This is a genomic window from Colwellia sp. BRX8-7 (assembly GCF_014077275.1).
Classification (GTDB): Bacteria; Pseudomonadota; Gammaproteobacteria; order Enterobacterales; family Alteromonadaceae; genus Colwellia_A.
Window position 1 is genome coordinate 132,067 of record NZ_JACGVP010000011.1, and the last position, 22,975, is coordinate 155,041.

Genomic DNA, 22,975 nt, shown 5'->3' on the forward strand with positions numbered 1-22,975 from the left:
ATTATTTGTAATAAGCTAGACACGCTTCATCTTTGTTTTTAGAAACCTGTTAATTGGACTTATACACCTTGATACATGCTAATTTTCGATTATTTGTAATAAGCTAGACACGCTTCTACTTCATTTTTCGAGCCCATAATTACTTCGACACGCTGATGAATGCTGTTCGGCTCCATATCCATAATGCGTCCTTCACTGGTCATTGCCAGTCCACCGGCTTGTTCAATGAGAAAACTCATTGGATTCGCTTCATACATTAAGCGTAGCTTGTGTGGTTGTTGCGGGTTTTTACTGTCTTGTGGATAAGTAAAAATACCACCACGTGTTAATACACGATGAATGTCACCAACCATAGCGGCAATCCAACGCATGTTGAAATTTTTGCCACGAGGGCCGGTATCACCTGCAAGTAAATCACTGATGTAATTCTGCATAGGCGCTTGCCAAAAACGTTGATTTGACATGTTAACAGCAAATTCTTGTGTGTCCGCAGGCACTTGAACATTACGTTCAACTAATAAAAAACCACCATGAGTACGGTCAAGTACATAAAAATGGGTACCGCTACCCGTAGTCATTACCAACATAGTTGACGGACCATATAAGACATAACCCGCACAAAGTTGTTTGTTACCCGCTTGCTTAAACATGTCTGGATCACTAGCATCCATATCACTTGGTGCTTGATGAATAGAGAAAATTGTGCCAATTAATGAGTTGATTTCGATATTAGAGCTGCCATCAAGTGGATCGAAAGAAACCAGATACTTGCCATTTTTTTCACCTGCAACAGAGCTATCTTCTTCTTCAGAAGAAATCGCTTTAACAAAGCCAGACTCTAATAAAATATCTTTAAGTAATTCATTTGCAACAACATCTAATTCTTTCTGAACTTCACCTTGAATATTTTCATCCAAAGTTGAACCCATCAAATCACTTAAGTGACCTTGGCTAACACGAAATGAAATTTCTTTAGTTGCCGCTAAAATCGTTTTGATCAGCGAAATTAAATCGAGTGGAACATTATCTTGACGTAAAGCTGGTGCTAGTCGTTGCATCGGGTTACCTAATTGATTTAGAGTAAGACTCTTAAAAATTGAGTCATAAAATTGTTGGTTATTTAATGTCGTAAAATAATAATAGCAGCTACATATTACATTATTTTACGATTAGAGGTGACGATGAAAGCTATCACCTCACCTGTAAGGCTAATGATAACAAAAATAATGGAATGACTTGAATATATATTTATAGAACCAAAAATCAAATAGGGAAAAACGATGAAACTGACGCTAGGTGTCTTTTTAATATTTATTTGTAGTACCTTTTCAATAGCCGCGCTCAGCGAAGAAATTCTTAGTTATAATGACTTTGTTAAAGATAAAGATCACCAGCAAGGCTATTTTTCTTTTTTTCATGATAAAAAAAAGGGCAATGTTTATTTAGAGATCCAGCAATTTGAACAAGACTTTTTATTTCAAAGCGGTTTACCTCAAGGAGTGGGTTCTAATGATATTGGACTTGATAGAGGCCAGTTAGGTGATACCCGTCTAGTACGCTTTGAAAAAGTAGGAGAGAAGGTCTTTCTCCGCCAACTTAATACTTATTATCGAGCGGATACTGAAAACAACTTAGAAAAAAAAGCCGTTAGCGAGGCATTTGCCAGCTCTATTATTTGGGGGTTTAAAGTTGCCAAAGAAAGTAAGGACGGTAAAAAAGTATTAATTGATTATACACCCTTTCTTTTATCTGATATTCATCAATTATCAAGTAAACTTAAACAACGTCAACAAGGTAACTTCAAAATTGATGAAAGCCGAAGTGGTATCTATATAAAACGCACCAAGGCCTTTCCTAATAATACTGAGCTTGAAGCAACAGTGACTTACCAAGGAACCGATGCAGGTAAATACTTACGCTCAGTAACGCCAGACTCAACAGCTGTTACGGTGAACTTACATCATTCGTTGATTAAATTACCTGACGACAAATACCAAGCACGTACTTTTCATCCTTACAGTGGCTTTTGGTCAAATAGTTATGCCGATTACGCCAGTGCTATCGACCAACCGTTAATTCAGCGTAATATTCCACGTCACCGCTTAAACAAAAAAGATAGAAATCTTGAGGTCAGCGAAGCAATTGAACCTATTATCTATTATTTAGATGCCGGCGTACCTGAACCTATAAAAAGTGCTTTACTTGATGGCGCTCGTTGGTGGGACCAAGCATTTTCAGCCATCGGTTATAAAAATGCTTTTCAGGTAAAAATGTTACCAGCCGATGCAGACCCTATGGATGTTCGTTATAACGTTATTCAATGGGTACATCGAGCGACAAGAGGTTGGTCTTATGGTTCATCAGTGATAGACCCAAGAACAGGAGAAATATTAAAGGGGCATGTAACATTGGGCTCTCTACGTGTTCGTCAAGATTATCTCATTGCTTTGGGCTTAACATCTCCTTTTAAGTCATCTATAACAGACACTTCACCAATGAAAGAAATGGCTTTAGCACGCATTCGTCAATTGTCGGCTCATGAAGTTGGGCACACTTTAGGTATCGCGCATAATTTTGCCGCAAGTGCTAATAATCGCGCTTCAGTAATGGATTATCCTCACCCGTTAATTACCTTGAAAAATGGTGAAATTGATTTATCAAATGCCTACGCTACAGATCTTGGTCGCTGGGACAAATCAGTTATTGCTTATGGTTATGCTGATATAACGGCTGATAAAGAAGCCGAGTACTTAGCGAAAGTTATAGCAAGCGCGCAACAAGCAGATTTGCTGTATATGTCAGACTCAGATGCGCGCTCTTCTTCGAGTGCACATAGTCGCGCACATTTGTGGGACAACGGAGTAGATGCCGCCGATGAGCTTAATAGAGTCTTAAAAATACGTGAAAAAGCGCTAACAGACTTTGGTTTAAATAGTATTCCTCTAGGGCGACCTTTGTCAGAAATTGAAGAGGTTTTGGTGCCCATCTATAATTTTCATCGTTTTCAAGTTACCGCCGCAGCAAAATTAATTTCAGGTATAGACTATCGCTATCAACTGCGAGAAGAAAATGTTCTAAAGCCATTGGAGGTAGTCTCAGGTAAACAGCAGCGAAAAGCGCTGCAGGTTTTATTAGCCACTCTAGATACAAAAATATTAACCTTGCCAGAACACATAGTGAAACTCATTCCACCAAAAGCTTATGGTTATTATCGTAATCGCGAAAGTTTTGCTGGTAATACGGGGCTTACTTTTGATCCGGTTTCTGCTGCGCAGGCTAGTGCTAAACACACGGTGTCTTTGCTTTTAAATGAACAACGTTTAGCACGTTTACAGCAACAGTCAGTAATGGATAAGCGTATTTTGAGTGTGCAAGAATTGATTAACGCTTTAATAGAACAGTCAATTAAAGTACCGGCTGAAAAGAGCTTGGCTTTGTTGGTTCAACAGCGGGTCAATCAACAAGTTATTGAGCATTTATTAGCACTTTGGCATAACAAAAATTTAGTAACAGAGGTGCGTGCAGAAGTTTATATGGCTTTACTTAATATAAATGAATGGTTAAATGATAATTATGACTCTAAAAAGTACAAGCGCTTAGCTGCTCAGTTTATGTTGTTAGCAGCGCAGATTACCCATAGTCTTGAGCAAGGAAAACTTGTTCATCCTGCTGCTAGTATCACTATGCCGCCGGGTTCACCTATTGGTAGTTAATTATTGAAGTGTGGGTGGCTTGAGTCTTAATAAAACCGCCCACACCTTTAAAATATTATTTTTATTTTTTACTTTGACGGTAAATATTTATCAGGATTAGCTAATAATTCAATTAGCACCTCAACATTATTATTAAGCTGCTGCTTAACACGTCCCGGAAATATTTCATCAAGTTTATCTAAACGGTCAAATTGAGTATGCCAAATATTTCCCCAATTTTTCTCAGCTTTATTATCACAAGCTGTTGAATTCTTTTTATCATAACAAGTCCACAATTTTTTTGCGGTTGATTGAGAGTAACCATCAAAGCCATTCTGGCCATTAATTGAAAAGTTGGTTGATTCTACATACGCAATAGGAATACCAGCACAGGCAAAACTAGCATGATCAGACCAAGAGCCAGTTACACCTTCAGGATAGCCTTCATAGTCAGGATGAATAACATACTTGTTTTGTTCGCCTAACACCTTAATTGATGCCTTGAGTAAGGCATTTCGCATAAAAGTGTCGCTGTTATAAGTTTCATTTTTACAATTATCATAAGCTTGTGTATGCGCACTATGTACATAAACCTTATCGCCACCTGCTATGGTGTCAAAATTAATCATCGCTGCGATATTATCTAATTTGTTATGGGTTAATAAGTCGTTGACGTAATAGTTTGAACCTTGCAAACCAATTTCTTCTGCGCCAAAGGCAATAAAGCGAATACTATAATTATTTGGCATTTTTGTGGTCAATGCTTGGGCTATCGCTAACATTGCCGCAACACCTGCGCCGTTATCTGTGGCGCCCATTGACCCCGTTTTCATTGCCGTTGAATCATAATGTGCGCCAAGTATGATGGTTGGCTTTGTTACGTCACCAAATTCAGCAATAATGTTCTTTGATTCACCGACCATTTTTCTACTGTTATAGGAAAAGTTTTGCTCGGTAACTCGATAACCAAACTTTTCAAATTTAGTTTTAATATAGCGGGCTGTTTGCTGTTCTTTTATCGTTCCAGCTTCGCGAGCACCTATACCTTCGGTGGGTGAAACAAGTTCTTTAAGATAGGTATAAGCAGCAGTTTCATTGTTATCTGTTTTGGCTTGTTCGCTTGATAACGAGCAAGATGTTACGAGCAATAAAGAGCTAGAAAGCAAACAAGGTAGCACTGAGCGATGGAAATATTTCATATTACCCTTAAATTTTAAGACGAGATAAAGCGGATTATTTTAAGGTAATAGGATAATGGAGTCACTTGTTATTAACAACTACGCGCGATAATAAATGCGCAACAACTAACCTTATAAAGTACTTAGTTATAAAATTAAGTCGATGAGCATTATATATAAGCTTTTATAATACTTTCGAGACTACCATTTATTTTTAATCGTTGAATGGCATCATTGATTTGGGGTAAAAGATATTTTAGCTCTTTTCTTAGTCTAATTTTTAAGTAACCATCAGAATGGACGGGGCCTAAAATAATGGGTACTGATAATATTTTTGCCCAATATTGTGCTGGTTTATCACCACTAATAGCAAAGGAGATCCTTTTTCTAAAAAGTGCTTTTATTAACTCTTTTTCTGAAGGGTAATCTAGGCGATTAAATAAATTATCATTGTGATAATAGTAACCTCGAACGGTACCTATATCTTGGTCGGTTAATTGTTGATCTTCCCCTAAGTTTTCAGGAATAACGGTACCGGCCAAATAGATAATATGCTCTTTAATTGGGATCACGCTATCGCTAAAGACATAGTCGTCAGACTGTTGCTCTTTAGATAACCAATCAGGATTAATTAAATCAAAATCAACGAGACCATTTTTCAATGATAAATTGGTGCGTTTTGGCGGTAAAATTATTTCCTTACCACTTATATTGGCAGTGGCGAGTATTATGGCTACGGCGTCAACGACAATGCCACGTTTTTCACCAGTATTAATATAATAGGGATACCAAGCATTTGAGCCAGAAGGGTCAAACTTTAACGTTACTATGGGTAAATAATGATTATTATTTATTTTTTGGCAAGCAGCACTCGTCGTCAAAAGTAACGATAGCGCTAGTATTAACAATTGACCCCATGAGTTATTTAACATCTTGCCCCTAATTAATGATTTTATAAAAATTAATCACTCTAAAAAGAGTAGCATCTCAATAAAATTATGCCTTTATTTTAACTCGGTTTTTATTAAAATAACAGCGTCACTTAGCGTTTTTATACGCTGCTTATGTTATTACCTATAAATTACTTGGTAAAGTCATTTTTGATTAACAAGCTGATTTAACATAAATATATTTAAAAGTAGGATGCTTTTATGGTGTTATTATTATATTTTTCTTTTTTGGTTTAGTTAACACAACAATATTCCCGGCGACAATAATTAATAAGCCAATGACAGTATAAATATTCCAGCTAAAACCTTCAAATATCGTTGAGATAACGACGGCAACAGCAGGGAACATCACGCTTGCATATGAGGCCTTATGGGCTCCGATGTTATTTAAAAGTGTTAAGTAACTGGCAAATGCAATAATAGAACCGAAAACCGATAGGTAAATCAGCGAACTAATATAGGGTAAGGTATATGAAAAACTAAATGATTTTCCTTGTATTAATAGCAATATAGTCATAAATATTGAGCCATAAAACATACCCCAAGCATTGGCTTGCATCATAGGTAAATTCATAAGTTTATTTTTCATTGAGACCATATTGCCCGTTGATGCGAACAATGTTCCAACGAAGCAAAGTGATAAACCTAGTAATGTTTCTGCGCCTAACTCGGTATCGTTAATTTGTGGCCAGAATAAAACCACAATGCCGGTTAAACCTAGAAAAGCGCCTAGATAAGTTTGTTGAGTAATTTTAGTGTTAAACCAAATGCGGGCATTGACCACATTGAAAAACATAATCATTGAAAAAGCGATTGAGGCAAGCGCAGAATTTATATGCTGTTGAGCTGAATATAAAAAATAGTAATTACAGCCAAATAACATCAAACCAAAGAACAAAAATTGTAGGTGCTGTTTTTTGTTAAAGGCAAGTGAGAGCTTTTTAAAACGACAATAAGCAAATAGCAGAAGTGCTGCTAAGCCAAAACGATAAACAATAGATGCTTCGGCGGGAACATCACCTAATTGATAATTAATGGCGATCCAAGTTGTTCCCCAGATAAGTACGGTGATCACATATAATAGTGTGTTGTTCATTATTCTTTCCTGAAAAATTTAAGCGCAATCTTCTCAATTAATTTTGACTAAATCACTGTAACAGCATTTCTTATATGAAGTACTATTTCTTAAGGTCGACTTATTTCTAAAACACTAGTTTATAGATAGTTCTGTTGTGTAACAGATACAAAAAATATAAAATGTAACCTATACAGTTTTTGTTGAGGTGAAATAAAATGCGACTTTTAGATAAATCTTCTTCAGAATTTTTATATCAGCAAGTCATTGACTTTGTTGAAGACCAAGAAAAAAGTGGTGCAATAAGAGCGGGAGACAAACTACCTAGCCTACGTAAACTCAGTAGACAATTTGAGATAAGTATACCGACAGTTAAACAAGCGTATATTGAACTAGAGCGTCAGGGTAGTATTTCTGCAAGGCCACAATCAGGCTATTATTTAAAAGCTAAGCAAGCACGAACCTTAAAACCTATGCGGTCATTATGGGCAAGTTGTCAGCCCGTTGAAATCTCATGTCGAAGCATAATAGAACAAGTTTATGAAGCTGTTCATTTACCCGATACTGTCGCATTGGGTATTTCTAACCCGGTCAATGCACACCCACCAGATAAAGCCTTAGCACGATTAATGCGTTCGGTATTGAGTAAGAATGCTGAAAAAGCGGTTAGTTACGGACCGGTAAATGGTGATCCAAAACTGCGTTTAAACCTTGCTTTTCGTTATCATGAGCAAGGCGTAGCCATTAATCATGACGATATAATTATCACTAGTGGTGCCCAAGAAGCACTATCAATTGCCTTACAGTGTGTCGCAGAACGTGGTGATATTATCGCTGTAGAATCACCGTGTTTCTTTGGTTTGATTGAATTAATTGAAAGTTTGGGTATGAAAGCTCTGGAAGTTTATACCTGCACTGAAGAGGGGATTTGTGTTGAAGAACTGGCTAAAGTTATTGAGCAACATCCGGTAAAAGCGTGTTTGTTTTCTACCGCTATCTCTAACCCACTTGGCTCTATGATGACTAATCAACAGCGCCAGAATATGGTCAGTTTATTAGAAAAACATGATATTCCACTTATCGAAGATGAAGTTTACAGTGACTTATATTTCAGCAAAGATAGACCAGTACCTGCGCAGCTTTACTCCAAAAAAGGCCTAGTGCTAACCTGCTCATCTTTTTCAAAGACCGCTGCACCAGGTTATCGTGTCGGTTGGCTATTACCGGGCAGATATGAAGAAGCAGCAAAGCGTATTAAACGCGCCCAGTCTTGCTCAACACCGATGTTACAGCAATGGACATTAACTGATTATTTGATGAGTGGTGAATATGATCGTCACTTACAAGTGTTAAGAAAAACCTTACGTTATAACTGCGAGCGGATGCGCGCCTTAATCGCTAGTCATTTTCCAAAAGAAGTCTGCATTTCACAGCCACAAGGTGGCAGTGTCTTATGGATACGTTGCCGTTCTCATGTTGATACTAGCCAATTTTTTACTCAGGCTATTGCTAAAGGGGTGAGTTTTGCTCCCGGTGAAATTTTTTCCCCAACCGGGCAATATAAAAATTTTATGCGCATTAGCTATGGGGTGAAATGGTGTGAAAAAATTGACAAAGCGATTGCTGACCTTGGCAAACTTGTTTACGACTATCCGGAAAAATCATGAGAAACCTAAAAGTTAGTGAACAAACAGAGCTTTCACTAAAATTATTATTACCCTTATTAGCAGCCATTATTGCTATCTCACCATTGGCAATCGACATGTATTTGCCGGCAATGCCAATACTGGCGGAGCATTTGTCAACTGATATGCCAATGGTACAAAATAGCCTGAGTATATATTTACTAGGCTATGCTTTAGGTCTGTTATTTTTTGGCCCACAAGCGGATAAACACAGCAGAAGAAAATTAGTGATGCTCGGTATCTCAGGTTTTATCGTGATGAGTATAGCGATAACGTTTGTCACGAGTATTGAACAGTTTTTATCCTTACGATTTTTTCAGGCATTTATTAGTAGTGCGGCAACGGTTGTTGTGCCGGGAACAATAAAAGAGCGATATGGCAAAGATACCGCCAAAGGGTTTTCTTATGTATCTATGATTATGATGATAGCGCCTATGATAGCACCCGCTATTGGCTCAGTGTTACTGCTGCATAGTTGGCAGCTTATATTTTTAAGTTTAGCGGCCTACAGCTTTATTATTTTACTCTTAGTATATCGATTTTTACCTGAAGTAAAGCGTGAGAAAAATTTAGCACCGGTTAGTTTTCTGCAACGCTATAAAATTGTCTTATCTAATAAAAAGTCACAACTAAATATTGTTACGTCTATGGTTATTTCATTAGCTTTTTTTGCTTACATTACCGCGATCCCTTTTGTCTATCTAACGGTTTTTAAGGTCTCGGAATTTGAATTTAGCCTACTATTTGCCGTTAATGTGTTGGCGTTAATGACCGCCCATTTTATTAATACCCGCTTAGTTAGTCGTAAAGGGTCATTTAAAATGTTGACCTATGGTTTAATCGTTGCGTTATGTTTTTCTTCATTGTTGGTGGTGGTAAACTTTTTGCAGCTACCATTAATGTACACGGCAGTTGCGGTATTGCCGTTGATGGGCAGCTTATCGATGATAGCGGTCAATGCTGATGCACTTATTATGCAAGAATTTACCCGGGAATCAGGTACAGCTAGTGCGGTAATAGGTACTCTTCGCTTTGGCATTGGCGCATTAGCAGGACCAATATTAGCGTATTTTTATGATGGTAGTGCTTTACCGTTTGCATTATTGATGTGGTGCTCGATAATAGTTGTTTTATTATGTCAGTTACCTAATATGACAAAGAATATAGGAATAAAGGATTAACATGAAAAAAATAGCGATTATTTTATCTGGCTGTGGCGTTTATGACGGCAGTGAAATACATGAAAGTGTTTTAACGTTATTAGCGATTGAACAGCAAGGAGCAAGCTATCGTTGTTTTGCGCCAAACATTAATCAACATCATGTGATTAACCATTTAACTGGCGCGGTTAGTGAAGATGAAACACGTAATGTTTTGGTTGAATCTGCGCGCATTGCCCGTGGTGACATTGAAGACATTACTGAGCTCTATCATGAAGAATTTGATGCGCTAATTTTCCCTGGTGGCTTTGGCGCAGCAAAGAACCTCTGTGGCTTCGCGCTTGATGCAGAAAACTATCAAATAAATGCTGAAGTACTTGTTGCTGCTCAACGCTTTATTAAAGCGGACAAACCGCTTGGCTTTATGTGTATTGCTCCGGCAATGATCCCCCTTATTTACGGTGAGGATGTTCAAGCAACGATTGGTAAAGACCGTGATATCGCAGAGTCGTTAATAAAGCGTGGTTTAGCACACGTTGATTGTGAAGTGGGCGATATTGTTGTTGACGGAAAACGAAAACTTGTTTCAACACCGGCCTACATGCTAGCGACATCACTTGTTGAGGCAGCCAGTGGTATTAACAAATTAGTGAAAAAAGTGATTTTACTCAGCTAATATTACTCAGCTTTGGCATCAGTTTGTAATTCGGCTTGTTGTAAACGCCACTTTTCGTATTCGCTATAGTAGTGGTCCCATACACAAGGGCAACAAGCGCCGCCGCCGCAACAGTCATCGTCGGCGGGAAGGGAAGGTTCTTTAAGTAATTCAGTCATACACAGTATCGCTTAGAAAGTCGCTTAGTCTTAATTTGACTCGTTGTCTTGGGCTTGTTTTTCTTTTAGTGCGACTTGTTGCAGGCGCCATTCTTTACGCTTTGCATAGAAATTGTCCCAAACACATGGTGTACATGCGCTGTCACAACATTCACCATCGGCAGGTGGTAAAGGTTTTTCAAGTAATTCAGTCATATTTTTAAATTCAATGAGTAAAGTATAAGCCATATATTGTTATCTATGGTAACACGACATCATTGCTATTTGGGGGTAGGAATTTCATTTTTATGTAAACGTTTAATACTGTTATCCCTGATATAAAAAAGCCCTGCGATGCAGGGCTTGATTGTTAAATTTGTAGAAACTTATTCAGCTTCAGCTAATTTCTTTTCTAGATAATGGATGTTGGCACCGCCATTAACAAAACCTTTATCATTTAAAATATTTTGATGTAAGGCAATGTTGGTTTTAATACCATCAATCACTAATTCGGCTAAGGCATTGCGCATACGTGCGATTGCAACATCTCTGTTATCACCCCAAGTGATCAGTTTGCCGATCATAGAGTCATAATTTGGCGGTACCGTATACTCAGCGTAGATATGAGAATCCCAACGAACACCCAATCCTCCTGGAGGATGGAAACGAGTGATTTTGCCCGGTGAAGGAACAAAAGTACGAGGGTCTTCAGCATTGATACGACATTCAATTGAATGGCCAGCGATTTTAATATCATCTTGGGTATAAGATAATGGTTGACCAGCAGCAACACGTAATTGCTCTTTGATCAAATCAACACCGGTGATCATTTCAGTAACTGGATGCTCAACTTGAATACGGGTATTCATTTCAATAAAGTAGAATTCACCGTTTTCGTATAAAAATTCAAAAGTGCCGGCGCCACGATAATTAATATCAATACAAGCTTTACAACAACGCTCACCAATTTTGGCGCGCATTTCTGGAGTAATACCTGGTGCGGGAGCTTCTTCTACCACTTTTTGATGACGACGCTGCATAGAACAATCACGCTCACCTAAGTGAATTGCAGCACCTTGACCATCAGCCATTATTTGAATTTCAACATGACGAGGATTTTCAAGGAATTTTTCCATGTAAACCATATCATTTTTGAAAATAGTACCGGCTTCTCTTTTGGTTAATGCAATCGCGTCGACTAAATCTTCTTCGCTGCGCACAACACGCATACCACGACCACCGCCGCCGCCAGCCGCTTTGACGATAATTGGGTAGCCAATACGTTTAGCATGAGCTTTATTGGCCGCTTCATCATCATTAAGCGGGCCATCTGACCCTGGAACACAAGGAACACCCGCTATTTTCATTGCTTTAATTGCCGCAACTTTATCACCCATAATACGGATGCTTTCAGCTTTTGGACCGATAAAGGCAAAGCCTGACTTTTCAACCTGTTCTGCAAAATCAGCATTCTCAGCTAGAAAACCATAGCCAGGATGTATTGCTACTGCGTTAGTGACTTCAGCTGCCGTTATTATGGCAGGAATATTAAGGTAGCTGTCAGGCGCTGGCGCTTTGCCAATACAGATAGTTTCATCGGCTAATAAAACATGTTTTAAGTTTCTGTCAGCCGTAGAGTGTACTGCAACAGTTTTTATACCGAGTTCTTTACATGCACGTAATATTCTTAGTGCAATTTCGCCTCGATTGGCGATAACAACTTTATCTAACATGGAATGATCCTTTTGTTTGATATCTATAGGATTATTCAATGATGAATAGCGGCTGGTCAAATTCTATCGCGTCTTCATTGCCCGCTAGAATTTCTTTTATAACACCAGACTTATCAGCTTCAATTTGGTTCATCATTTTCATTGCCTCAAGAATACATAAAGTATCACCAGCATTGACATGTTTACCTACTTCGACAAATGCAGGTGAATCAGGTGATGCAGAAGCGTAGAAAGTACCAACCATTGGCGAACGAACAACGTGACCTGAAATAACAGCAGGTGCCGTTTCAGTGACTACAGGTGCGGCAATAGGTGCAGCAGCAGGAGCAGAGTGCATCATTGGAGCAGCTTGTACCATAGTACCGCCACGACAAATACGTACTGATTCTTCACCTTCAGAAATTTCTAATTCGTTAATCCCTGATTCTTGTACTAATTCAATTAATTTTTTTATTTTACGAATATCCATTTGAATACCTTTTTATCAATGTGTAATTTATGTTGTAAATAGAGCCGCTAAAGTTAAGCCACTCTCTGTTGTTTTTTCATTAACTTTTATGGTCAGTCAACCAAGTATAAGCCGACGCTAACGCATATTTATAACCATCGGCACCTAAGCCGCAAATAACACCAATAGCTTTGTCTGATAGATACGAATGATGTCTAAACGACTCTCTAGCATGGACATTTGAAAGATGAACTTCAATATATGGAATGTCCACAGAAAGGAGTGCGTCACGTATCGCTATACTAGTATGGGTAAATGCGGCAGGATTAATGACAATAAAGTCTATTTCATTATGAGCTTGATGTATTTTTTCTATTAGTAGGTGTTCAGCATTTGATTGCAAATGACTTAATTCAATTCTCAGTGGTATAGCTTGCAATGTTAAATCGTCAATAATATCGGTTAATGATTGCGCGCCATAAATTTCAGGCTCGCGTTTCCCTAACATATTTAAGTTAGGGCCATTTATCACTAAAACTTTAAACTTTGTAGTCATTTTCTGAGAAAAACCTATTAAATAGCAAATATTACAAATATCATCACATAAAAGCTAGAGTGATGGAACAGCTAATAACAAAATCGAGCATTTCTGCTGTTAAGCGATTATTATAGTGTTTTCGCAGAATATAGCAGCAAAATACTGGTCTGATCTGTTGTTGTTAACTTTTTATCAATAAGTTGACAATAAAGTTTTGTATTTTAGGAAAAATTTACTACAATATTATTATCTATATTTAGTAATCAATTCATTGGTTTAGCGGTTTTTATATACAGGTTAACATATAGCAGTGGGTTGCGTGGTCTCCTTTACTCGGTTACTACTAGTGGCTACGGAGCACTTTGTTAGATACACAAAGAGCTCTTTATTTCTCATTAACAAGGATTTAGTTATCAGCCAAATTCTAATCAGATTAATGGTTCTTGTCATATTAATTGGCAGTCCAGCAACTCATGCGGTCGAAGTTATTACCAATATCACTGCTGATACTGTGTCAATAACAACCACTCAGTTGCGTCGTATATATTCAATGCGTCAAACTAAATGGGCCAATGGCCTACCAATAACTATTTTTGTTTTATCAAGTACTAATCCCACCCATCAAAAATTTTGTAAAGACACCTTACGCTTATTTCCATATCAACTTGACCGCATATGGGACAAGTTGACTTTCTCAGGTATGGGTATTGCACCAACTGTGGTGTTAAGTGAAGAGGAGCTAATTGAAGCCGTTAAATCAACCACAGGTGCCATTGGTTACATTGAAAATATTAATGAGGTAAGTGATGTCAATCTGCTTAAAATCGATCAATAAAATGAATTATAAAGTAATGTGCTTATCAGCATTACTTGCGCTTAATGCGCACGCACAGGAAGGGCATTCGGCAGATCCGTTAAAAATACATGGCTTTGTTGCGCAAGGCGTTATTGACGTCGACAATAGCAACTTCGTTAATGATAACGGCGAAATATCGTTAAAGTTAACAGAAATAGGACTTAATACCTCGTATCAATTATCTGACGATTATCGCTTTGCGGCACAAGCTGTTTATTTAAACGGGGGCAATCGCTACAAAGAAGGTTTGCGTGTTGATTACTTCTTAATGGATTGGAGCGCTTATAGTTCAGAGCAGTGGCAAGCCAATTTATTTGTTGGTCGTTTTAAAAATGCCCATTGGTTACATTCAAGTACCCGTGATATTCCTTTTGCACGGCCCTCAATTTTGTTACCGCAAGGGACTTATTTTGATGGCTTTCGTGACATCGCTGTTGGTGGCGATGGTGCTGCATTAAAATTGACGTACAATAATGATAAATATGGCGAATTTGATTTCAATTTTAGTCGTGGTAAAAGTCCGATTGATAGTGATGATTCAGAAGTCATTCTCAGTAAGTTAGCACAGGGAGATATCGAGCATGAGCTTGATACGCAGGCGAGTGTTTATTGGCGGCCAGTATTTTCACAATGGCGCTTTGGTCTAACCTTATTGGATTCAGAATTTAACTATAAAAATGAGAGTCCTGATTTTTTTGTTGATGGACGATTTGTTTTTCAGTTTTATACGGTGAATGCTATATATGAAGGTGAACACTGGGAGTTTACCAGTGAAATTTTACAAACAAGGTTTTTAACGGAAGGTTTTTATGCTGCTCAGTTTAACCAAGTCAATATTGGTCAAGGTGGTTATGTTCAAGCGGTTTACAAGGTAAATCAACGATTGAAATTTATTAGTCGTTTTGAAAATTTCTATGCAAATAAGGATGATAAAAAAGGCCGTCAATTACAACAACAAAGTTTTGGCACCATACCTTATTATTTTGCTTATCAGCACGATAAAATGCTAGGGTTTTCATACGATTTTTCTGATAATTTACGAATCAATGCAGAGTACCATTGGGTAAAAGGCGCTGCGCGCGTTAATCCTATTGTGTTACCCAACCCAGAGGCGAACAGTGAGCATTGGAAAATGTGGGCCTTACAACTAATGTACTGGTTCTAGTGGGGCTAACTTGATGAGAAAAAGATTTGTTAGCGTTCCTGTTAAATTATTAGTGCTAGTTATTGGGGCGTTACTGCTCCTAACGTCTATTTTTTCTTACTTGTCTTTATCAAGGTTAAATCAAGAATTCACCCAATATCAAAGTGATACTTTACGTAAAGGCCAGGCACAATTTTCTGTGCAAAATAACGTATTACGTCAAAAGATACTAACGTGGCTAGAGTCGTTTTCAGATATTGTGCGGTTAAAAGAACAGGCTGATTTTGACGTTTTAGCACAAGAGTTTGCCGCGCAGTTTGATACCCTGCAAATGAATCAAAATGTTGAAAATGTATGGTTAGTTTCAGCAAATAATGAAGAGTTATACCTTTCTAATGCTATTCCTAAATTTGTTCAGCTGAGTATTGAAAATGTACTAAAACATCAGCAACCAGAACACACTTTGTACTGTGAGGGTCAATGTGTTCAGTTGATCACCATACCGGTATTAAACGGTAAGGGTGATATGGCGATTGTTGCGATGACAGTTTCACTTGTTGATATGATTTATTATATAAATCAAGCGCTTGATGATGAGTTGGCTGTTGTAAGTTTTTCTCGTGTAGACAAGCTTGTATCAATAACAGGTAACGAAGAGGCTATTATACTTGCTGACGCTAAATTTATCTCTTCAACAAATACTCAACTAGTCAGTGAATTATTTATGTCGAACCAAGAAATTGTCAACAGCGAGATGATTAATTTTCAAGGTATAAAAGCTACAGCCAACGATAGCAGTTATCTGATTAACTTAATTCCCATCGCAAATACCCGTGATGATTTTTATTATCTGGCACTGATTGATGACGCCACTATTTTTACAGATAAGTATCAGCAAAATCGTTGGCAATTTTTAATTTTTATCTTAGTTGTGCTTATTGCTTTAGTGATTGTTGTTCATTTTGTTGCTAGCCCCTTTACTCGTCGCTTACTAGTATTGTCAGATGTTTTACCTCTATTGGCGAAAAAAGAATTTGATCGGTTTCGTCAAACAGACCTACAAAGAAATGGTAAATATATTGATGAACTAGATATTTTAGCAAATGCGGCCACCGAGTTAAGTTTTGAACTTGAACAGTTAAATCTTGAAATTGAACAAAAAACGAAAGAGCTCGAAAATATTGCCATGTATGATTTGTTAACAGGATTGCCTAACCGCAATATGCTTAACTATCAACTGCGTAAAGCGTTTCTCAATGTGTCACGCAGTGACGGACAAATTGCCGTTTTATTTTTAGATCTCGATGATTTTAAGAAAGTAAATGATAGTCATGGTCATACTGATGGCGACAAGTTGTTAATTCAAGCGGCTAATCGTTTGCGCTCCAGTATTCGGAGAGTTGATATGGCTTGTCGATTTGGTGGTGATGAATTTGTTGTGGTACTTGGTCATATCGATAATGAAAATGATGCAGTGCTTGTCGCACAAGAAATTTTAGAAGCATTTAAAGAACCAATTAAAATACAAAATAGCCTTTTTTATGTAAGCACCAGTATTGGAATAGCCTTTGCTCCTGAAGAAATGACTAAGTCAGAAGATCTGATCAGTTATGCCGATATAGCTATGTATGAAGCTAAAGATGATGGTGGCGCCAAATATCATATTTACCATGAAGAGATGTATAAAAAAGTTGCCCTTCGGGTGATGATGGAAAGTGAAGTTAGACAGGCTTTAGCTAAAAATCAATTTAGCTTAAGTTTACAACCTCAGTTAGATGCAAAAACAAAAAAACTATACGGCTTTGAAGCGTTACTTCGATGGCAGCATCCTGAACGAGGCATGGTTTCGCCGGAAGATTTTATTCCTCTCCTTGAAAATTCTCAGCACATGGTTGAACTGGGTTATTGGGTGATCAGACGCTGTTTTGAACTTTGCCAAACTTTTATTGATAAGGGTTTAACTGATGTCCGTATTGCGATAAATCTGTCAGCAGGTCAATTTGCCGATCCTCATCTAACCCCTTATTTAACCGATTTACTTAATGAGTTCTCGCTTGAGGCAAGTCACTTCGAACTAGAGCTGACTGAGCAAACCTTAGTAAAAAATATAGATAGTGCAATTGAAATGATGAATGGCTTGAGAGATGTAGGGTTTAGTTTTGCCATTGATGATTTTGGTACCGGTTATTCGTCATTAGCTTATTTGAAAAAAATGCCAGTCGACGTTATTAAAATAGATAAAAGCTTTGTATTTGGCATGTTAGAAAATCGAGCTGATTATCAAATTATTATGTCAACCATTGCTATGGTGAAGAACTTAGGTTTGCAGGTTATCGCAGAAGGTGTTGAAACGAGTGCGCAGTTACGCAGTTTAACAGAAAACGATTGTGATATTATTCAAGGATATTACTTTTCTAAACCTATTCCTGAAACCAAACTAATGGAATTTCTTGATACAAAAATTATTAATGGTTATTGGAAAGTATCAGCACTTTAACCCGCGAGTTCTGCGAGTTAAAGTGTGCTTGTTTGTTAAAGGTTAAAGGATTTTTTGTAGATGTTCAGTAAATTCTTCTGCGCCCATAAACCCCGTTACGCGCTGCTGAGTTAATTCTTTACCTTGTTGGTCAAAGAAGAGAATACTCGGTAAGCCAAGTACTTGATACTTTTCCGCAAACTCAGCATTGTCAGTCGAATCGAAGTCAGTCATATCAATTTGTAACCATACCGTGTTACTCAGCACTTTTTGTACTTGCGGGGCATTAAAGGTGTATTCTTCAAACTCTTTACAGGCGATACACCAGTCGGCATACAAATCGACCATTACAGTCTTCCCTTGTGCATTAGCATTGTCTACTGCTGCTAACAACTCTGGTAATGTTGCTACTTTAGTAAAGTGTTGTTGTGGAGCTTCTTGATTACTTGTAGCAAAATTTTGGCTAGGACTTATCAGTTGAAAAGCTTGGTTGGCGCCAAAAAATATCATTACAAATATCACCACACTTCTAACACCAAACCAAAAGTTATTCTGGGTCTGTTGATTGACGGTATAAAAATAACCTGCGCTTGATAAGACCAATATTGCCCACATGGCTTGTGTTACCACTGAAGGTAAAAACCTTTCCATTAAAAATATCGGAACAGCGAGTAGTAATAAGCCAAATACATTTTTAATTACCGTCATCCATGTACCTGCTTTTGGTAATAATTTACCACCAGAACTACCCAAAACAAGTAATGGCACACCCATACCTAAACTTAATGCGTAGAGCGCTGATGCGCCTAACCAAATATCACCCGATTGTGAAATGTATAGTAGAGCACCTGTTAAAGGAGCGGTAGTACATGGAGACGCTACTAAACCAGAAATAGCACCCATAACAACAACACCGAAGTATGAGCCTCCTTTTTGGCTATTACTGATGTTATTCAATTTATTTTGCCAGCTACTTGGCAAGGCAAGATTAAAAACTCCAAACATAGAAAGCGCTAAAAAGATGAATAAAACACTTAACACAATTAAAACGGCAGGATGTTGAAACATTGCTTGGAACTGAGCGCCGGCCAGTGCAACAACAATGCCCAGTAAGGTATAAGTTATTGCCATGCCTTGTACATAAGCAAACGATAAACGAAAGGCTTTTGACGTTGATAATTTATCGCCTTGCCCAACGATAATACCGGTCAAAATAGGGTACATAGGAAATACACAAGGCGTAAATGAAAGCAGTAAGCCTCCAACAAAAAAAGCGAGTAGTGTTAGCCAAATATTATCACCTTTGAGCATATCGGCTAATTGATGTTGTTCGCTGGCATTTTCAGCGGCAATAGATGTATTGCCCGTTTCATTATCAGGTGATATCGCCGCCAAAACATTGTTGGTGTTAATGGCTTCTTCATTATTAACTTTTGATAGAGCTACAACTTTACTTTTAGGAGGGTAACATAAGCCTTTTGCTGCGCACCCTTGATAGCGTATTTTAATGCTGGCATTACTATCAGCGTTAACAAGTTTAATAGTGAAGTTAAGCTGTTCGGTAAATATTTGCTGAACACCAAAAAATTCATCTTCATGGTCTTCACCTTTAGGCAGTTCGACAGGGATTATTTCTGCGTTTTCAACACTGAACTTAAACTGGTGACGATATAAGTAATAGCCCTCAGCTATGGTAAAGGAAACAGATAATTGATCATCCTTCTGGTGAAAATTAAATTCAAAGGCTTCTTCGACACTAAGAAACTCATCATCGTTACTGAATAACGAAGCGGACGAAGTATCAAAAATTGAATCTTGAGCTTGAGCATTGGGTACTTGTAAAAAAATACTGGTTAAAACTAACCAAAAAAGTAAGACAATTTTTTTCATAACAACTATTTTAAAGACTCAGTGATCCAGTTTAAATAACTATCGTCGCCTTGCTGGATGTTCATGGCGATAATTTCAGGGGTATCATAACGATGTAAGCGTTTAATTTCACTAGCTACATCGTTAAACTTATTGGTTTGTGTTTTTATCATTAACTGTATTTCTTCATCACATTCAATATTATCTTGCCAGCGATAAACAGAGATAACGTTAGGAATAATATTGACACAAGCGGCCAGTTTCTCTTGTATTAAGTGTTTTGCAATCAATTTCGCATTGCTAATATCAGGACAAGTGCACATTATTAATTGAAACATTAACGTATTTTCCTTAACAAAAACTTAAGCTATTTAAATGACAATTAATAGCTTATTACCATATGAACTAGCTTGTATTTACCTGATGCTTGAAAAAGACCTGTACAACCCCATATATGTTTCATCTTATATAAAATTTTTTAATGAAGAGACTTTAAATGTTTCGATTTCTATTTATCCTTTTTATTGTCGTTCCTATTATCGAAATTATGGTACTGATCAATGTTGGTACTTGGCTTGGCGCATGGCCAACAATTGCTATTGTTATTATTACTGCATGGCTGGGTGCCAGAAATGTTAAACAGCAGGGGATTGCCACCTTAAACTCAGTACAAACTAAAATGGCGCAAGGAGAAATGCCTTCAGATGAAATAGTTGCAGGACTACTTTTACTGGTTGCGGGCATACTTTTAGTAACGCCTGGCTTTGTTACTGACATTTTTGGGCTATCTCTCCTGATCCCTAGTGTGAGAAGTCTGTTGATAAAGTCAGTGCAGTCACATTTAGTCATGAATCAAAGCGCGGCTGGTTTTACTTATCAAAGTTCGGTGCATACTCAGCAAGAACAGCCAGTTACGTCTGATCCATTTGAGCAGGGTTTAGGCACTAAGAAGCCGATTGAACACCACCAAGGTGAAACGCTTGAAGGTGAGTATGAGCGCAAAGAATAAAAAATTTTTTAACGGGGCTTGTGAAGTTTTAAATTAGCCCCATCTTTAATTGCAACAAAGTTTTATAACCTTTTATTTAAATTTATTGAGAGTGAATAAACTCTCAGGAGAAAATTAATGAGCATTCGTCCATTACATGACCGCGTAATAATTAAACGTAAAGAAGTAGAATCAAAATCAGCTGGTGGTATTGTTTTAACAGGAAGTGCTGCAGAAAAATCAACGCGCGGTGAAGTTATCGCTGTCGGTAACGGTCGCATTTTAGAAAATGGCGAAGTACGTGCTTTAGACGTAAAAGTAGGTGACCAAGTTATTTTTAGTGAAGGTTACGGCGTTAAAACTGAAAAAATTGATGGCGAAGAAGTTTTGATCCTTTCTGAATCAGACATTTTAGCGATTGTTGAGTCATAGTAACGCTACTGACTTTATATAAACTGTAGGAATTCGTTAGGCTAAGCCTCAACTTACAGTGTATTAATTATTGTAGTCGAACGATGTTCGACAAACTAACAAAATATAGGAAGAAACAACATGGCTGCAAAAGACGTATTATTTGGAAATGACGCACGAGCAAAAATGCTACGTGGTGTAAATGTTTTAGCTGACGCGGTAAAAGTAACATTAGGCCCTAAAGGTCGTAATGTTGTATTAGACAAATCTTTTGGTGGTCCAATCATCACTAAAGATGGTGTTACTGTTGCAAAAGAAATTGAATTAGAAGACAAATTTGAAAACATGGGCGCACAGATGGTTAAAGAAGTTGCTTCTAAAGCCAATGATGAAGCTGGTGACGGAACAACTACTGCAACTGTTTTAGCGCAAGCTATTGTAAATGAAGGTTTGAAATCAATTGCTGCCGGCATGAACCCAATGGACTTAAAACGTGGTATCGACCAAGCAGTTATTGCCGCCGTTGAAGCATTAAAAGGTTTGTCACAAGAATGTAGCGATAACAAAGCGATTGAGCAGGTAGGCACTATCTCTGCTAACTCTGACGAAACTGTCGGTAAAATCATCGCAACAGCGATGGAAAAAGTGGGCACTGAAGGCGTAATTACTGTTGAAGAAGGTCAAGCGTTAACTGACGAATTAGACGTTGTTGAAGGTATGCAATTCGACCGTGGCTATTTATCTCCTTACTTTATCAACAACCAAGAAAGTGGCACTGTTGAATTAGAAAGCCCATTCATTCTCTTAGTAGACAAAAAAGTAGGCAGCATTCGCGAATTACTTTCTACTTTAGAGGGTGTTGCAAAATCAGGTAAGCCATTATTAATTATTGCTGAAGATGTTGAAGGTGAAGCTTTAGCAACATTAGTGGTAAACAACATGCGCGGCATCGTTAAAGTTGCAGCGGTTAAAGCACCTGGTTTTGGTGACCGTCGTAAAGCAATGTTACAAGATATCGCGACATTAACGGGTGGTACGGTAATATCTGAAGAAATCGGTATGGAGCTTGAAAAAGCAACATTAGAAGATTTAGGCCAAGCTAAACGTGTTGTTATCACTAAAGACAATACAACGATTATTGATGGTATTGGTAACGAAGCTGATATACAAGGTCGCGTAATGCAAATTCGTGGTCAAATCGAAGACTCATCTTCTGATTACGATAAAGAAAAGTTACAAGAACGTTTAGCTAAATTAGCTGGCGGTGTTGCGGTTATTAAAATTGGCGCAGCAACAGAAATCGAAATGAAAGAGAAAAAAGCCCGTGTTGAAGATGCATTGCATGCAACTCGTGCCGCGGTAGAAGAAGGTGTTGTTGCTGGTGGTGGTGTTGCATTAGTTCGCGCTGCTGACCTTATCAAAGACCTTGAAGGTGCCAACGAAGATCAAACACATGGTATTAACGTTGCAATTCGCGCAATGGAAGCACCTCTACGTCAAATCGTTGCTAACTGTGGTGATGAAGCTTCAGTCGTATTAAACGAAGTGCGTAACGGTAAAGGTAACTTTGGTTACAATGCTGGTAACTCTACTTACGGTGATATGTTAGAAATGGGTATTCTTGACCCAACTAAAGTAACGCGTAGTGCATTACAGTTTGCTGCTTCTGTCGCTGGCTTAATGTTAACAACCGAAGCTATGATCACTGATGCACCAGTAAAAGATGCTGGCGCTGGTGGCATGCCTGATATGGGCGGTATGGGTGGAATGGGCGGCATGATGTAATTTTTATTACATAAAACCCTAGCTCAATAGAAAGCCCGAATAGCAATATTCGGGCTTTTTTCTCTAAAGATAAACGTGTTAGAATTTCTTGAAACTTGTTAAATAGGAAAATATCAGAAGTAGTTTTATTATTATAAGGGATCGGCATTGACTTATGTTTTTTCTAAAAATTTA

At 37.8% G+C, this 22,975-nt stretch carries 21 protein-coding genes; 10 read left to right on the forward strand and 11 right to left on the reverse strand.

The genetic code is table 11. The features are described 5' to 3' along the window. Positions 1 to 89: 89 nt before the first annotated feature. Positions 90 to 1,058, reverse strand: coding sequence for a class 1 fructose-bisphosphatase (locus H4J57_RS12405; RefSeq protein WP_182243118.1), 969 nt, complete (start codon positions 1,056 to 1,058; stop codon positions 90 to 92). 222 nt (positions 1,059 to 1,280) lie between these two features. On the opposite strand from H4J57_RS12405, the gene H4J57_RS12410 reads away from it, so the two are divergent. Then, complete coding sequence (locus tag H4J57_RS12410; RefSeq protein ID WP_182243120.1) at positions 1,281 to 3,713, forward strand: zinc-dependent metalloprotease; 2,433 nt, start codon at positions 1,281 to 1,283, stop codon at positions 3,711 to 3,713. A gap of 68 nt (positions 3,714 to 3,781) precedes the next feature. On the opposite strand, the gene H4J57_RS12415 is transcribed toward H4J57_RS12410, so the two are convergent. The 3 genes from H4J57_RS12415 to H4J57_RS12425 form a co-directional block, all read right to left on the reverse strand. Further along, positions 3,782 to 4,891, reverse strand: coding sequence for a M28 family metallopeptidase (locus tag H4J57_RS12415; RefSeq protein WP_220470308.1), 1,110 nt, complete (start codon positions 4,889 to 4,891; stop codon positions 3,782 to 3,784). A 149-nt stretch (positions 4,892 to 5,040) separates the two neighbouring features. Next, entirely contained in the window at positions 5,041 to 5,802 is a 762-nt protein-coding gene (locus tag H4J57_RS12420) for an ABC transporter substrate-binding protein (RefSeq protein ID WP_182243122.1), read from the reverse strand. 217 nt (positions 5,803 to 6,019) lie between these two features. Continuing rightward, entirely contained in the window at positions 6,020 to 6,916 is an 897-nt protein-coding gene (locus tag H4J57_RS12425; RefSeq protein WP_182214669.1) for a DMT family transporter, read from the reverse strand. 197 nt (positions 6,917 to 7,113) lie between these two features. Between H4J57_RS12425 and H4J57_RS12430 the strand changes: the two genes are divergently transcribed. The 3 genes from H4J57_RS12430 to elbB are packed head-to-tail and all read left to right on the forward strand — an operon-like array spanning position 7,114 to position 10,416. Next, positions 7,114 to 8,562 carry a PLP-dependent aminotransferase family protein gene (locus H4J57_RS12430; RefSeq protein ID WP_182221204.1) on the forward strand — a complete coding sequence of 483 codons (1,449 nt, stop codon included), beginning with the start codon at positions 7,114 to 7,116 and terminating at the stop codon, positions 8,560 to 8,562. Next, complete coding sequence (locus H4J57_RS12435; protein ID WP_182243124.1) at positions 8,559 to 9,761, forward strand: multidrug effflux MFS transporter; 1,203 nt, start codon at positions 8,559 to 8,561, stop codon at positions 9,759 to 9,761. The genes H4J57_RS12430 and H4J57_RS12435 overlap by 4 nt, the downstream gene beginning before the upstream one ends. Position 9,762: 1 nt before the next feature. Next, positions 9,763 to 10,416, forward strand: a complete 654-nt coding sequence (elbB, locus tag H4J57_RS12440) for an isoprenoid biosynthesis glyoxalase ElbB (protein WP_182243126.1) — start codon at positions 9,763 to 9,765, stop codon at positions 10,414 to 10,416. A 2-nt stretch (positions 10,417 to 10,418) separates the two neighbouring features. Here the strand turns inward: elbB and H4J57_RS12445 are convergent, their stop codons facing one another. The 5 genes from H4J57_RS12445 to aroQ all read right to left on the reverse strand — a co-directional run bounded on the left by H4J57_RS12445 (position 10,419) and on the right by aroQ (position 13,290). Then, positions 10,419 to 10,574, reverse strand: a complete 156-nt coding sequence (locus tag H4J57_RS12445; protein WP_182243128.1) for an oxidoreductase-like domain-containing protein — start codon at positions 10,572 to 10,574, stop codon at positions 10,419 to 10,421. Between the two features lie 30 nt (positions 10,575 to 10,604). Continuing rightward, entirely contained in the window at positions 10,605 to 10,802 is a 198-nt protein-coding gene (locus H4J57_RS12450) for an oxidoreductase-like domain-containing protein (protein WP_182214663.1), read from the reverse strand. Positions 10,803 to 10,939: 137 nt separating this feature from the next. Beyond that, positions 10,940 to 12,286, reverse strand: a complete 1,347-nt coding sequence (gene accC, locus H4J57_RS12455) for an acetyl-CoA carboxylase biotin carboxylase subunit (RefSeq protein ID WP_070374912.1) — start codon at positions 12,284 to 12,286, stop codon at positions 10,940 to 10,942. 31 nt (positions 12,287 to 12,317) lie between these two features. Continuing rightward, entirely contained in the window at positions 12,318 to 12,755 is a 438-nt protein-coding gene (gene accB / locus H4J57_RS12460) for an acetyl-CoA carboxylase biotin carboxyl carrier protein (RefSeq protein WP_182214661.1), read from the reverse strand. A gap of 79 nt (positions 12,756 to 12,834) precedes the next feature. Continuing rightward, the gene (aroQ, locus tag H4J57_RS12465) at positions 12,835 to 13,290 is read right to left on the reverse strand and encodes a type II 3-dehydroquinate dehydratase (RefSeq protein ID WP_182214659.1); all 456 of its coding nucleotides are present in this window, start codon (positions 13,288 to 13,290) and stop codon (positions 12,835 to 12,837) included. A 418-nt stretch (positions 13,291 to 13,708) separates the two neighbouring features. Between aroQ and H4J57_RS12470 the strand changes: the two genes are divergently transcribed. The 3 genes from H4J57_RS12470 to H4J57_RS12480 are packed head-to-tail and all read left to right on the forward strand — an operon-like array spanning position 13,709 to position 17,769. Beyond that, on the forward strand, positions 13,709 to 14,107 hold the full coding sequence (locus tag H4J57_RS12470) for a hypothetical protein (protein WP_182221201.1): 399 nt from the start codon (positions 13,709 to 13,711) through the stop codon (positions 14,105 to 14,107). A 1-nt stretch (position 14,108) separates the two neighbouring features. After that, positions 14,109 to 15,293, forward strand: a complete 1,185-nt coding sequence (locus tag H4J57_RS12475; protein WP_182221200.1) for a hypothetical protein — start codon at positions 14,109 to 14,111, stop codon at positions 15,291 to 15,293. Positions 15,294 to 15,306: 13 nt separating this feature from the next. Then, entirely contained in the window at positions 15,307 to 17,769 is a 2,463-nt protein-coding gene (locus tag H4J57_RS12480; protein ID WP_182243130.1) for a bifunctional diguanylate cyclase/phosphodiesterase, read from the forward strand. 42 nt (positions 17,770 to 17,811) lie between these two features. On the opposite strand, the gene H4J57_RS12485 is transcribed toward H4J57_RS12480, so the two are convergent. Together H4J57_RS12485 and cutA are read right to left on the reverse strand one after the other, a co-directional pair. Continuing rightward, entirely contained in the window at positions 17,812 to 19,638 is a 1,827-nt protein-coding gene (locus H4J57_RS12485) for a protein-disulfide reductase DsbD (protein ID WP_182243132.1), read from the reverse strand. A 5-nt stretch (positions 19,639 to 19,643) separates the two neighbouring features. Continuing rightward, positions 19,644 to 19,955, reverse strand: coding sequence for a divalent-cation tolerance protein CutA (cutA, locus tag H4J57_RS12490; RefSeq protein ID WP_182214650.1), 312 nt, complete (start codon positions 19,953 to 19,955; stop codon positions 19,644 to 19,646). Positions 19,956 to 20,113: 158 nt separating this feature from the next. On the opposite strand from cutA, the gene H4J57_RS12495 reads away from it, so the two are divergent. The 3 genes from H4J57_RS12495 (at position 20,114) to groL (ending at position 22,801) form a co-directional block, all read left to right on the forward strand. Continuing rightward, positions 20,114 to 20,626 carry an FxsA family protein gene (locus H4J57_RS12495; protein ID WP_182214649.1) on the forward strand — a complete coding sequence of 171 codons (513 nt, stop codon included), beginning with the start codon at positions 20,114 to 20,116 and terminating at the stop codon, positions 20,624 to 20,626. 117 nt (positions 20,627 to 20,743) lie between these two features. Next, positions 20,744 to 21,037: a co-chaperone GroES gene (locus tag H4J57_RS12500; RefSeq protein ID WP_070374905.1), complete on the forward strand. Its 294-nt coding sequence runs from the start codon at positions 20,744 to 20,746 to the stop codon at positions 21,035 to 21,037. A 120-nt stretch (positions 21,038 to 21,157) separates the two neighbouring features. Next, the gene (gene groL, locus H4J57_RS12505; RefSeq protein ID WP_070374904.1) at positions 21,158 to 22,801 is read left to right on the forward strand and encodes a chaperonin GroEL; all 1,644 of its coding nucleotides are present in this window, start codon (positions 21,158 to 21,160) and stop codon (positions 22,799 to 22,801) included. Positions 22,802 to 22,975 lie beyond the last annotated feature (174 nt).